Source organism: Enterobacter sp. CP102 (assembly GCF_025152625.1).
GTDB lineage: Bacteria > Pseudomonadota > Gammaproteobacteria > Enterobacterales > Enterobacteriaceae > Enterobacter > Enterobacter soli.
The window spans coordinates 752115-765657 of sequence record NZ_CP104014.1 but is presented as its reverse complement, the minus strand read 5'-3'; the positions used below and the strand labels follow the sequence as shown (position 1 = coordinate 765657).

The 13543-nt window shown below is 52.4% G+C and carries 12 protein-coding genes; 1 reads left to right on the top strand and 11 read right to left on the bottom strand.

What is annotated here, in order from left to right; all coding sequences use genetic code 11:
* Window positions 1-2: 2 nt before the first annotated feature.
* The 11 genes from mraY to leuO form a co-directional block, all read right to left on the bottom strand.
* Entirely contained in the window at window positions 3-1085 is a 1083-nt protein-coding gene (mraY, locus tag N1249_RS03620) for a phospho-N-acetylmuramoyl-pentapeptide-transferase (RefSeq protein ID WP_008501985.1), read from the bottom strand.
* The gene (gene murF / locus N1249_RS03615) at window positions 1079-2437 is read right to left on the bottom strand and encodes a UDP-N-acetylmuramoyl-tripeptide--D-alanyl-D-alanine ligase (RefSeq protein ID WP_259834661.1); all 1359 of its coding nucleotides are present in this window, start codon (window positions 2435-2437) and stop codon (window positions 1079-1081) included. Before murF ends, mraY begins: the two co-directional genes overlap by 7 nt.
* Complete coding sequence (gene murE, locus N1249_RS03610; RefSeq protein ID WP_259834660.1) at window positions 2434-3921, bottom strand: UDP-N-acetylmuramoyl-L-alanyl-D-glutamate--2,6-diaminopimelate ligase; 1488 nt, start codon at window positions 3919-3921, stop codon at window positions 2434-2436. The genes murF and murE overlap by 4 nt, the downstream gene beginning before the upstream one ends.
* Window positions 3908-5674 (bottom strand): peptidoglycan glycosyltransferase FtsI, encoded by a 1767-nt coding sequence (locus N1249_RS03605; RefSeq protein ID WP_014068895.1) that lies wholly within the window; start codon window positions 5672-5674, stop codon window positions 3908-3910. Before N1249_RS03605 ends, murE begins: the two co-directional genes overlap by 14 nt.
* Window positions 5675-5689: 15 nt before the next feature.
* Window positions 5690-6055: a cell division protein FtsL gene (ftsL, locus tag N1249_RS03600; protein WP_014068894.1), complete on the bottom strand. Its 366-nt coding sequence runs from the start codon at window positions 6053-6055 to the stop codon at window positions 5690-5692.
* Window positions 6052-6993, bottom strand: a complete 942-nt coding sequence (gene rsmH / locus N1249_RS03595) for a 16S rRNA (cytosine(1402)-N(4))-methyltransferase RsmH (protein WP_182273741.1) — start codon at window positions 6991-6993, stop codon at window positions 6052-6054. Before rsmH ends, ftsL begins: the two co-directional genes overlap by 4 nt.
* A 2-nt stretch (window positions 6994-6995) precedes the next feature.
* On the bottom strand, window positions 6996-7454 hold the full coding sequence (mraZ, locus tag N1249_RS03590) for a division/cell wall cluster transcriptional repressor MraZ (protein WP_259834659.1): 459 nt from the start codon (window positions 7452-7454) through the stop codon (window positions 6996-6998).
* 600 nt (window positions 7455-8054) lie between these two features.
* Entirely contained in the window at window positions 8055-9059 is a 1005-nt protein-coding gene (cra, locus tag N1249_RS03585; protein WP_014068891.1) for a catabolite repressor/activator, read from the bottom strand.
* A 179-nt stretch (window positions 9060-9238) separates the two neighbouring features.
* Complete coding sequence (gene ilvN / locus N1249_RS03580; protein ID WP_014068890.1) at window positions 9239-9730, bottom strand: acetolactate synthase small subunit; 492 nt, start codon at window positions 9728-9730, stop codon at window positions 9239-9241.
* Between the two features lies 1 nt (window position 9731).
* On the bottom strand, window positions 9732-11456 hold the full coding sequence (gene ilvI, locus N1249_RS03575) for an acetolactate synthase 3 large subunit (protein ID WP_259834655.1): 1725 nt from the start codon (window positions 11454-11456) through the stop codon (window positions 9732-9734).
* Window positions 11457-11833: 377 nt separating this feature from the next.
* Complete coding sequence (gene leuO / locus N1249_RS03570; RefSeq protein WP_259837979.1) at window positions 11834-12736, bottom strand: transcriptional regulator LeuO; 903 nt, start codon at window positions 12734-12736, stop codon at window positions 11834-11836.
* Window positions 12737-13407: 671 nt separating this feature from the next.
* On the opposite strand from leuO, the gene leuL reads away from it, so the two are divergent.
* Entirely contained in the window at window positions 13408-13494 is an 87-nt protein-coding gene (gene leuL, locus N1249_RS23240) for a leu operon leader peptide (protein ID WP_071530973.1), read from the top strand.
* Window positions 13495-13543 lie beyond the last annotated feature (49 nt).

The window sequence follows — 13543 nt, the reverse complement described above, 5'->3', positions numbered from 1 at the left end:
GATTAACGTACCTTCAGCGTTGCCAGGCCAATCAGCACCAGCATCAGCGAAATAATCCAGAAGCGCACAATAACGCGCGGCTCTGGCCAGCCTTTCAGTTCATAGTGGTGGTGGATCGGCGCCATACGGAAGATGCGCTGACCGCGCAGCTTGAACGAACCGACCTGCAAAATCACCGACAGGGTTTCAACCACAAACACACCGCCCATGATCACCAGCAGGAACTCCTGACGCAGCAGCACGGCAATGATGCCCAGAGCACCGCCCAACGCCAGAGAACCGACATCACCCATAAAGACCTGAGCCGGGTAAGTGTTAAACCACAAGAAGCCCAGACCCGCGCCGACAATCGCCGTACAGACGATCACCAGTTCACCCGCATGACGCAGATAAGGAATGTGCAGGTAGTTAGCAAAATTCATGTTACCGGTCGCCCACGCCACCAGCGCAAAACCGGCAGCCACGAACACGGTTGGCATAATGGCCAGGCCGTCCAGACCATCGGTCAGATTAACGGCGTTACCGGTGCCCACAATCACGAAATACGCCAGCAGAATGTAGAACAGGCCCAGCTGCGGCATCACGTCTTTGAAGAACGGAACAACCAGCTCAGTGGCTGGCGTGTCTTTTCCTGCCAGGTACAGCGCAAAGGCCACGCCCAGCGCAATCACCGACATCCAGAAGTACTTCCAGCGGGCGATCAGGCCTTTCGTGTCTTTACGCACCACTTTGCGGTAGTCATCAACAAAACCGATGATCCCGTACCCGACCAGCACGGTCAGAACACACCACACATACGGGTTAGACGGGTACGCCCACAGCAATACCGAAACCACAATGGCGGTCAGGATCATAATCCCGCCCATGGTCGGGGTGCCACGCTTGCTAAAGTGCGACTCCGGACCATCATTACGGACAACCTGGCCGAAAGAGAGTTTTTGTAAACGGGCAATCATGCGCGGGCCCATCCACAATGAGATGAACAGCGCGGTCAGCAGGCTGACAATGGCGCGAAACGTCAGATAGGAAAAGACGTTAAAGCCTGAATAATATTTGACCAAATGTTCGGCCAGCCAAACTAACATGTTCCGTTCTCCTGTAATGCGTGCACAACCTCTTCCATGGCGGCACTACGTGAACCTTTCACAAGCACTGTCACAATTTGTTTTTCTGCAATCAACGATTTAAGACGTTCAATCAGTGGCGCTTTATCGGCAAAATGTTCACCAACACCACTGGCATGGCTAATCGCCTGGCTCAGTTTTCCTGCGCTCAACACGCAATCAATGCCTGCCGCTTTCGCCGCTTCACCCACCTGAACGTGGCAGGCTTCACTTTCATCACCCAGCTCAGCCATATCGCCAACAACCATCACGCGATAACCCGGCATCTCTGACAACACCTGTACCGCTGCGGTCATCGAACCCACGTTCGCGTTGTATGAGTCATCCAGCAGCAGTTTGTTCTCAGCCAGCTGGACTGGGAACAGACGCCCCGGCACGGCTTTCAGATCAGCCAGACCGGTTTTAATCGCTTCGTGAGTCGCCCCCACCGCCGTAGACAACGCGGCAGCAGCAAGCGCATTAGCGATGTTATGGCGACCCGGCAACGGCAGCAGCACGTCAATGCCGCCCGTAGGGGTATTGAGAGTGAACTCCGTGCCATGCGAGGTCACATGGATATTGGTTGCGGTAAAATCACTGTTGGCCGCATTGGGTGAGAAGCGCCAGGTTTTACGTGAACCAATAATGCTCTGCCAGTTCAGCCAGTCATTGTTGTCGGCATTCATAATGGCGATACCGTCAGCCGGCAGACCGGTGTAGATCTCGCCTTTTGCTTTCGCAACACCTTCCAGAGAGCCAAAGCCTTCCAGGTGCGCAGCCGCCAGGTTATTGACCAGCGCCGCTTCCGGGCGAGTCAAACTCACGGTCCAGGCGATTTCACCCTGGTGGTTTGCCCCTAACTCGATAACGGCAAATTCATGCTTTTTGGTCAGGCGAAGTAATGTCATCGGCACGCCAATGTCATTATTTAGATTGCCAGCCGTATAAAGAGTGTTGCCGCACTGGCTCAGGATGGCAGCCGTCATCTCTTTTACTGACGTTTTGCCAGATGATCCCGTCAGCGCCACGATGCGGGCCGGGACCTGCTGGCGAACCCATGCAGCCAGTTCGCCAAATGCCAGACGTGTATCAGCCACCACAATCTGCGGCAGATCGGTATCCAGTTTGCGGCTCACCAGCAGCGCGCCTGCCCCGCTCTCTTTTGCCTGTTCGGCAAAGTCGTGTGCGTCAAAACGTTCGCCCTTCAGTGCGACGAACAGGCAGCCCGAAGTGACCTTGCGGGTATCCGTCGTTACGGCGTCAATGGTCAGATCCTGACCATGCAGCGTCCCTTGTAAGACCTGAGCGGCCTGGCTTAGCGTTATGCTAATCATGCCACCACTCCCAGCAGACGTGCTGCGGTCACGCGGTCTGAATAATCCAGACGGCGAGCCCCGACAATCTGATAATCTTCATGGCCTTTACCGGCCAGCAGAACCACATCGTTCTCCTGGGCCTGCATAATGGTATTCGTCACCGCTTCGGCGCGGCCTTCAACAACACGCGCACGGCCTGCGTCCAGCATTCCTGCCAGAATGTCGTTGATGATGGCACGAGGCTCTTCAGTACGCGGGTTGTCATCGGTCACAACCGGAATATCCGCGAACTGTTCAGCAATAGCGCCCATCAGCGGACGTTTGCCTTTATCGCGATCGCCGCCGCAGCCAAAGACACACCAGAGTTTACCGGCACAGTGCAGACGTGCCGCTTCCAGCGCTTTTTCCAGGGCATCCGGGGTATGCGCGTAATCCACCACCACGGTCGGTTTACCTGGCGCGCTGAACACTTCCATGCGGCCGCAAACCGGTTGCAGGCGCTCGGCAGTTTTCAGCAGCTCTGCCATCGGGTAACCCAGCGCCAGTAACGTTGCCAGTGCCAGCAACAGATTGCTGACGTTAAACGCGCCCATCAGGCGGCTTTCAATCTCGCCGTCACCCCAGGAAGAGGTAAAGCGAATGGTGGCTCCGCTATCGTGATAATTCACCTCAACCGCCTTCAGCCAGCGGCCGTGGCAATCAGGGTTGATATGATCTTCCATGGACACCGCAACCGCATCCGGCAGCTTAGCCAGCCAGCGGCGGCCCACGTCGTCATCAGCGTTGATGATCGCCTGCCCGCAGTGATGCGTGGAGTAAAGCAGCCATTTTGCTGCTTCGTAATGCTCCATATCCCCGTGATAGTCGAGGTGGTCACGGCTCAGGTTGGTAAACACGGAAGCAGCAAATTTCAGTGCCGCTACGCGGTGCTGCACCAGCCCGTGTGAAGAGACTTCCATTGCGGCGAACGTTGCACCCTGCCCTGCCAGACCCGCCAGCACATGCTGCACGTCTACCGCAGAACCGGTGGTATTTTCCGTTGGGTTCACTTTGCCCAGCAGGCCATTGCCCACGGTCCCCATCACCGCACTGGTTTCACCCAGCAACTGCGCCCACTGCGCCATTAACTGCGTGGTCGTGGTTTTACCGTTGGTTCCGGTCACGCCAATCAGGCGTAACTGGTCAGAAGGCTCATGATAGAAACGCCCCGCCAGTGCGGAAAGGCGTTCGCTTAACTGGCTGAGATAGATGACCGGCACACCATGCATTTCACGGATTTCACCGTCGGTTGCTTCATCTTTTGCCTCAGCAATAATGGCAGCTACACCTTGCGCAATCGCCTGCGGGATATATCGACGCCCGTCCGCCTGATGACCGACCACCGCTACAAAAAGATCGCCAGAAGCAGCCATACGGCTGTCCAGTACCATCTCCCGCAGTGCTCGCTCCGGTGCATTTGGCACCCACGGAGCGAGAAGGTCGCGCAAATTACGATCTGCCACCTGTACCCTCGCCTTGATTAATTACAAATTCACTTTTTTCGCCCGTCGCCAGCGCATCCGGTTCAACGTTCATGGTGCGTAACACGCCACCCATGATAGCCCCGAACACAGGCGCGGAGACGGCGCCGCCGTAGTATTTACCCGCCTGTGGATCGTTAATGACGACCACCAGCGCAAAACGCGGATTGCTTGCAGGCGCAACGCCTGCGGTATAGGCAATGTATTTGTTGATATAGCGGCCGTCTGGCCCGACTTTTTTCGCCGTACCGGTTTTAATGGCGATGCGATAGCCTTTAATCGCCGCCTTCACGCCACCGCCGCCTGGCAGTGCCACGCTTTCCATCATGTGAACAACGGTACGAACGATAGATTCCGGGAAGATACGCTCTCCCGGAACCGGTGGATCAACTTTGGTAATCGACAGCGGACGATAAACGCCATAGCTGCCAATCGTGGCGTAGACTCGCGCTAACTGTAACGGGGTTACCATTAGCCCGTAGCCGAAAGAGAAGGTGGCCCTCTCTATGTCAGACCACCGTTGTTTTTGAGGATATAAGCCACTGCGTTCTCCGACCAACCCCAAATTGGTCGCCTTTCCTAGCCCAAAACGTGAGTAAGTCTCTACTAACGCTGAGGACGGCATCGCTAACGCCAGTTTTGAAACACCGACGTTACTCGACTTCTGCAAAACCCCGGTCAGGGTCAATTCGCTGTAACGTGCCACGTCTTTGATTTCGTGACCGTTAATTCGGTAAGGGATCGTATTCAGAACCGTACTTTCATTCACGATGCCGCGCTGGAGCGCAGTCATCACTACCATGGGTTTGACTGTTGAACCAGGCTCAAACACGTCCGTGATTGCCCGGTTACGCATCGCGTCTTTCGCGGTGCCCGTAAAGTTGTTCGGGTTATAGGACGGGCTGTTCGCCATCGCCAGAACTTCCCCCGTGCTCACATCTACCAGCACGGCGCTTCCTGATTCCGCTTTGTTGAAAGCCACAGCGTTGTTCAGTTCGCGATAGACCAGCGCCTGCAAGCGCTCATCAATACTCAGCGCAAGGTTGTGCGCCGCCTGGCTGTCCGTTGACGAGATGTCTTCAATAACGCGGCCGTAGCGGTCTTTACGCACAATACGCTCGCCAGGCTGGCCGGTTAGCCATTTATCAAAGCTTTTTTCTACGCCCTCGATCCCCTGGCTATCGACGTTGGTGAAGCCGATGAGGTGAGCGGTTACTTCGCCGGAAGGATAATAACGACGTGATTCTTCACGCAGATGGATCCCCGGAAGCTTCAGTTTTCTGATGTAGTCGGCCATATCAGGGTTCACCTGACGCGCCAGATAGATAAAGCGCCCTTTCGGGTTTGCGTTAACACGCGACGCCAGCTGGTCCAGCGGCATTTTCAGCGCATCTGAAAGTGCTTTCCAGCGGTTATCGAGCGTGATCCCGCCGGCGTCATGAAGCTCTTTAGGATCGGCCCAGATAGCTTTAACCGGCACGCTCACCGCCAGCGGACGGCCAGAGCGATCGGTGATCATCCCGCGAGAAGTCGAGACTTCCTGTACGCGCAGGGAACGCATATCCCCCTGACGCACCAGCATGTCAGGCGCGACGATTTGCAGCCAGGCGACACGCCCCAGCAGGAAAGTCAGCGCCAGTAAAATGCAGCCGCACAGCAACGCAAAACGCCAACTGATAAAGTTGGCCTGCTCTTCCTGACGTTTTGGTTTTTGCGTTTTTGCCGCTACTCTCATGCGTCGCGTTTTCCCTTATTTTTGTACTACGATATTTTCCTGAGAAGGATCAACATGCTGCAATTGCAGCTTTTCCGTTGCGATCCGTTCAACCCGGCTGTGATCGCCGAGCGCGTTTTCTTCAAGGATCAGATTTCGCCATTCAATATCAAGCGCATCGCGTTCCAGTACCATCTGCTCGCGTTGCGCCGTTAATAAACGGGTATGGTGGGCCGTGGTGACCACCGTTACTGCCGTCACAATGATGCAAATGAACAAGCAGAGTGGCAGCTTCCCAAACCGCAAAAGATCGTCGCCGATCACGCCAGGCAAGGCATGGCGCTCGTTGCTTCCTAACGATCCCTTAACTTTGCTTAGGGTCTCTGTCACTCTGCTGATCATGCGTTCGTCCTCTCTGCAACACGCAGCACTGAACTACGGGCACGTGGATTCTCTGCCACCTCTTCTTCGCCCGGCATCAACTTGCCTAATGCTCGCAACTGACGGCCACCCAGTTTCCTGAGTTGTTCTTCCGTCATCGGCAGGCCCGCTGGAACTTGTGGACCGCGGCTTTGCTCACGCATAAAGCGCTTCACAATGCGGTCTTCCAGCGAATGGAAGCTGATGATGGATAACCGCCCACCCGGGGCCAGCACGTCGAGCGAGCTTTTTAGCGCCAGCTCTATTTCCTCCAGTTCACTGTTTACCCAGATGCGCACCGCCTGGAAGGTACGGGTCGCGGGATGTTTGTGCTTGTCCTTTACCGGAGTGGCGGCCGCGATGACTTCTGCCAGCTCTTTGGTGCGGGTCATAGGTTCTACACGGTTACGCTCAACGATAGCGCGCGCAATACGCTTGCCAAAACGCTCTTCACCGAAGGTTTTTATCACCCAGGCGATATCCGCTTCGTCAGCAGTTTGTAGCCATTCAGCAGCAGATTGACCGCGAGTCGGGTCCATGCGCATGTCCAGCGGGCCATCGCGCATAAAGGAGAAGCCACGCTCTGCGTCATCAAGTTGAGGTGAAGAAACGCCAAGATCGAGAAGAATTCCGTCGATCTTGCCCGTCAGTCCGCGCTCAGCCACGTAATCAGCCAGCGCAGAGAAAGGTCCATGCACGATGGAAAAGCGTGGGTCATCGATGGTTTGCGCAACGGCAATCGCCTGCGGATCGCGATCGATTGCCAGCAGGCGTCCTTCCGCTCCAAGTTGGGAGAGGATCAAACGCGAGTGACCACCGCGACCAAAAGTGCCATCAATGTAGATGCCATCCGGACGAATGTTCAGGCCATTAACGGCCTCATCCAGCAACACCGTTGTATGTTTATAATTTTCCATCATATTTATAGAGACAAGTCCTGCAATCGGTCCGACAAGGTTGCGGAATCAGATTGCTCAGCGTCGATATCTTCCTTGACCTGTTGATACCAGGTCGTTTCATCCCACAGTTCAAACTTGTTGAACTGGCCGACCAGCATCACTTCTTTTGTCAGACCGGCATGTTGCCGCAACACAGGCGCAATCAGTAATCGCCCCGCGTTATCCATCTGACACTCACTGGCATGTCCCAATAACAGCCGCTGCACACGGCGTTCTTGCGGGTTCATGCTCGACAGTCGCGACAGCTTTTGCTCAATAATTTCCCATTCAGGCAAGGGGTAAAGCAGCAGGCAGGGGTGGTTGATGTCAATGGTGCAAACCATTTGACCTGAAGCGTTCTCAATCAGCTGGTCGCGGTATCGTGTTGGAACCGATAAACGCCCTTTGCTGTCGAGATTGACTAACGTTGCTCCACGGAACATGCCAGCCTCACCCCTCCTCACCACTTTAACCCACAAATTCCCACCTAAAGGAGTTTACGGAGCGAGGGAAAAGCTTGTCAAGCCAGGACTATCGCTATATGGACCCGAAAGCCCTCGATTTGCAGATATATCCCGAGCTGATTAATAACTGAACAACTGGCGAGGCAAAATTAACGTTATGAATATTTGTAAGAAAAAAACCGAATATGCACACTAGCGTTAAAAATCACTCAATATCATCGCAGGGAAATATAAAGTGTCAGTTTGCGACGCGGGCAGCATTTTAAGACATATTCTCAGGGGATAACAGCGCCAGATTCATCAAGGTGTCATGCGGGCGCGCAGGCGGGCTTACGGGCTGGTGTGCAGGCTGGAAAAACGTCTGATAATTCATCGCCCGAATGACCTTTGTAACAAAATAATACAAAGTCAGCATTTAAAAAGTCTATAAATGTTCTTTTAAAGGCAATTTAAAAGCCAAAATGAATTAAGAAAAATAGCAGGCTATGATTCCTAAGGAATTATCCTAAATTTTATCCGGGAATTATTCTTCTCATTAATTTGTCAAAAAAGGGCCGTTTTCACGGCCCGGCTAATTCATTAGTGACGGCTCAAAATTCCACGACGATAGAGATTACGTTTGATTCGGGACAGACCCGGCTTCGGCTTACGTGGCTCATCAAGACTTGCCAGGACTATCTCAAGCACGCGCTCCGCCACATCACGGTGGCGCTGAGCCACAGCCAGAACAGGGCACTGAAGGAAGTCGAGCAGCTCGTTATCACCAAACGTCGCAATCGCCAGATCAGAAGGCAGCTTTCCATCACGACGCAAGGTCACGTCCATCACGCCCTGCAACAGCGCAAACGAGGTGGTGAAAAGCGCCTGCGGCATCGGGTGCGTTTCGAGCCATTTTTCGAATAACTGGGCTGCCGCTTCACGCTCATAACTGTTGGCATAGAGGTAATGCACCTCACGAGGGTCATCTTTCCAGGCCGTGCGGAACCCCTGCTCACGCAGGAAGCTCACGGAAAGCTCAGGTAAGGCTCCCAGGTACAGTACGGTTTCGGCCGGGAAGGTGCGCAGCTCAGCAGCCAGCATTTCTGCATCGTCCTGGTCAGCCCCCACGACGCTGGTGAAGTGTTCCCGGTCAAGCGCGCGGTCAAGCGCGACAATTGGGAACGGATCATTTGCCCAGCGTTGATAGAAGGGATGCTCTGGCGGTAAGGAGGTTGAGACGATGATCGCATCCACCTGGCGTTGCAGCAGGTGTTCAATGCAACGCATCTCGTTGTCAGGCTGATCTTCCGAGCAGGCGATCAACAACTGATAACCACGCTGACGTGCCTGGCGTTCAAGGTAGTTGGCAATACGGGTATAGCTGGTGTTTTCCAGGTCTGGGATCACCAGGCCAATAGAGCGGGTACGCCCGGCGCGTAAGCCGGCTGCGACAGCATTCGGATGGTAGTTATGTTCACGAACCACCGCCATAACTTTTTCAACGGTCTTATCGCTGACACGGTACTGCTTTGCTTTACCGTTAATCACATAGCTCGCCGTAGTTCGTGACACGCCGGCGAGCCGGGCGATTTCATCCAGTTTCACAATTGCCCCTTAAAAAAAGAAAAGAGTCCATGGCCCTGTCAAGGTTATGGTTAAATCTTTTAACATCTAAACGCAGAATAGCCCTCGCGGCAACCGCTTTTATCTGCGTTGGCGGTCGATTACGCAAAAAAAAGCCCGGCTTTGGTGACCGGGCAGAAAGAGGCGAACCTTTTTGACAACTAGCGCATGATTTTCTCGCCGCGGGAAAGTCCCACGATGCCTGAGCGCGCTACCTCGACAATTTTTGCTACATCGCGAACGGACGCCAGGAAAGCATCCAGTTTATCGCTCGTTCCTGCAAGCTGAACCGTATATATAGAAGGCGTTACATCAATAATTTGCCCACGGAAGATGTCTGTATTGCGTTTGACCTCTTCACGCCCGTAGCCGCTGGCCTGAATTTTCACCAGCATTACTTCACGTTCAACATAGGCCCCCTGCCCCAGTTCACTGACCCGCAGTACATCAACCAGCTTGTGCAGCTGCTTTTCGATCTGCTCCAGAACTTTGGCATCGCCAACGGTCTGGATAGTCATGCGTGAAAGCGTTGGATCGTCAGTTGGCGCAACGGTAAGGCTTTCAATGTTATAGCCGCGCTGTGCAAACAGCCCAATGACGCGAGACAATGCGCCCGACTCGTTTTCCAGTAATACAGATAATATCCGGCGCATATCAGGTTCTCTCCGTTTTGCTTAACCACATCTCGTCCATACCGCCACCGCGAATGTGCATCGGGTAAACGTGCTCTGCACCGTCCACAATGACATCCACAAAAACAAGGCGGTTGTTTTTCACGTGCTCAAGCGCTTCGCCGAGTTTTGTTTCCAGCTCTGCAGGATCGGACACACGCATTCCAACATGGCCGTAAGCCTCAGCCAGGCGAACAAAGTCCGGCAGCGACGTCATGTACGATTGCGAGTGGCGGCCAGAATAGATCATATCCTGCCACTGTTTCACCATGCCGAGATAACCGTTGTTAAGATTCAGCACCAGCACCGGAAGTTCATATTGCAGGGCGGTGGAGAGTTCCTGAATGTTCATCTGGATACTGCCATCGCCGGTCACGCAAATGACGGTTTCATTTGGCAGCGCCAGTTTCACCCCCAGCGCGGCAGGCAGGCCAAAGCCCATCGTCCCCAAACCGCCTGAGTTTATCCAGTGGCGGGGTTTGTCGAACGGGTAGTAAAGCGCAGCAAACATCTGGTGCTGACCGACATCGGAGGTCACATACGCCTCGCCTTTCGTCAGTCGCCAAATCGTTTCGATAACCGCCTGTGGCTTAATGTTCTCACTGTGCGTGTCGTACTTCAGGCAATGACGCGCACGCCACTGTTCAATCTGCTGCCACCAGTCACGGATCTCATCCAGGGGTTGCGTCGCCGTTTCTTGTGCCAGCAGCTCCAGCATTTGTTCCAGAACCTGACGCGCATCGCCCACAATCGGCACATCTGCCGGCACCGTTTTAGAGATAGATGTTGGGTCAATATCGATGTGCAGCACGGTCGCATCAGGACAATATTTTGCGAGGTTATTCGTCGTACGGTCGTCAAAACGCACGCCAACGGCAAAGATGACATCGGAATTATGCATTGTCATGTTGGCTTCATACGTACCATGCATCCCCAACATGCCGAGCGCCTGACGGTGCGTCGCAGGAAACGCCCCCAGCCCCATCAATGAAGAAGCCACCGGGAGATTTAATTTCTCAATCAGTGTGCGAAGCTGCTCTTCACAGGCAGCGTTGACCGCGCCGCCCCCCACATAGACAACTGGCTTTTTCGCAGCAAGCAGCGTCTGTAATGCACGTTTGATCTGCCCTTTGTGCCCCTGAGTGGTGGGGTTGTAGGAACGCATACTGACCGAGTCCGGCCAGACATAAGGCAGCTTGTTTGCCGGGTTCAGGATATCTTTTGGCAGGTCAACAACCACCGGGCCAGGGCGACCGCTTGATGCCAGCCAGAACGCTTTTTTCAGCACCCCGGGGATGTCTTCGGTCTGTTTAACCAGAAAACTGTGCTTAACAACAGGACGGGAGATCCCCACCATGTCGCACTCCTGGAAGGCATCATAACCAATCAGCGAGGTAGCAACTTGTCCGGAGAGAATAACCAGCGGGATAGAATCCATATACGCGGTGGCAATACCGGTGATGGCGTTGGTCGCCCCAGGGCCAGACGTCACCAGCACGACGCCCACTTCACCGGTTGCGCGAGCCAGCCCATCAGCCATGTGCACGGCGGCTTGTTCATGACGTACCAGCACATGGTCAATGCCACCCACCGTATGCAGCGCATCGTAAATATCGAGGACCGCGCCCCCAGGATAGCCGAATACTTGCTTCACGCCCTGATCGATAAGCGATCGGACAACCATTTCCGCGCCAGACAACATCTCCATGCTTTGCCTCCAGGCTTTGTTATAGACAGACCGCAGAATTCATTTCCGCGCCGTCTTCTGACTGGGCTAACCCAATCTTATATTTTGCAGAGTGTCATTTACCTTAACCGCTCGCTATGAGGCAGGCAATTAGCAAACCGAGAGCCTCAAATGGAGATTAAAGCAGAAAAAACAGGCATTACGAGGGGATATGGTGAATTCATCTGGAATAAGTGAACACGATGATTAATCATCGTTTAAAAATGAACAGAATCAGGAATTCATCTATTTTTGAGAGCGAAACGGCATGTATAAAAAAATCTCACAGAATAAAACTCCATACATTCTAAATAAACCGGGATAAATCACAGGCACAAGGAGGATTTATCCCGATGAGCTTATCGGCGGCAAACGCTGATAAGTAACTCTTCCATCCACTGATGGCCTTTATCCCGGCCAGCGGCTTCATGCCATGAAAGATAGCAAGTCCGGCTATTTAGCTTCAGTGGCAATGGCAGAATCTGAAGTTCAAGCTGCTCAGCAAATTCTTCCGCTAACCAGCGCGGCGCAATAGCAACCAGCTGAGTCTGGGAGACGATATTTAAAACACTTACCATCGCCATTCCCTGATAGGCAACACATGCTTGTTTATCAACGGTGTCATACCATGGCTGGCTAAAAGAGGCATATCTGTCGAGGGAAACAACTGCGTGTTGCTCATTATAAACATCTGCTTCACGTAGCGGTGAATTCATTCGCGGATGTTTTTTACAAGCAACTAACACCATTTCATCTTTAAACAGAGGAACACAGGAAAATTCAGGTCGGCGGAATTCTTCGTAGCCCAGAACAAACTCAGTTTCCTGATAACGCAGCTGATGTTCGGTGTTTTGATTCAGTGACGATTTAAATACCAGATGAATATTGGGTGCGATCTCTTCAACCTTATTGTATATCACTGAAGTCAGATAATTATCTAACGGGCTACAGACACACAGGTTAAACACGCGCTCACTGCTCAGGGGTTCAAACCCTGAACCGGGCAACTCATTCTGAACAAGCTGGAGTGCCTGGCGAATAGAGCCGAACAGCTGATAGGCTCGCGCAGTAGGCTGTATCCCTCTGCCGTAGCGGACAAAAAGCTCGTCGTTAAACATCACCTTAAGTCTGGAAACGGCATTACTTACCGCAGGCTGAGACATACCCAGAGAGTTAGCGGCCCGAGTGATATTCTGCTCCTGCATCACCGCATCAAATACGGTTAACAGATTGAGATCTACTGTGCGTAACTGAGGTTTCATCCCATCATGAACTTGAGATTGTTTAATATTATTTTTTGACACTTTTAACTCCACTGTCACGCTAATATCCCTTAATCAAAATGTTGCAAGAACATCGAAAAATATGATTTACCATGCATATAGAACCAGCGAAAGAGAAATGTTTTAAAATCAGAATAAATAAAGAAGTCGCCATTACAAATGAATGTATTGGGTTCTCAACCCTGATGAGATGAAAATCAGTTCAATTGATACGAATAACATTAGGATTGAGATGAAACCATAAACCATACCAATAAACAATCACCTCTCTGGTTAATGATGACTTAAGTATTATTAAACTATTAATCAATACCGCTAAAGAGTGATTAACAATCTATCATCATCCGGCGAAGCATCATTATTGCGAAATTATTTAACCTGATGAAACAAAAAGCATTTATGCTTAAGGGTTGATAAAACAAATTATATGTTTAATTGATACGAATTATGAATAAATCATTCGTCAAGTGAATACTCAGTCCAAAATAAGACAATTAGCGTTGCTGGAAAACAGAAAACCAGCACAATAAGCTAAAGCGAACTTTCTCTTTCACGCCCGGATTACTGCCCTTTTTCCCTGTCAGGGGTTGACATGAATCGTCGTATCCAGTACCACTAAAAGCATATCGATTTTATCTGGAGCACGATTCATGATTCGCACCATTCGTTTCACCGGTCTACTACTACTAAACGCATCCACTGTGCGCGGTAGACTGGCGGGCGAAATTCAGCGTTGAATCGTCACCAGTAATACAAGAAACCCGCGCCACTGCGCGGGTTTTTTTA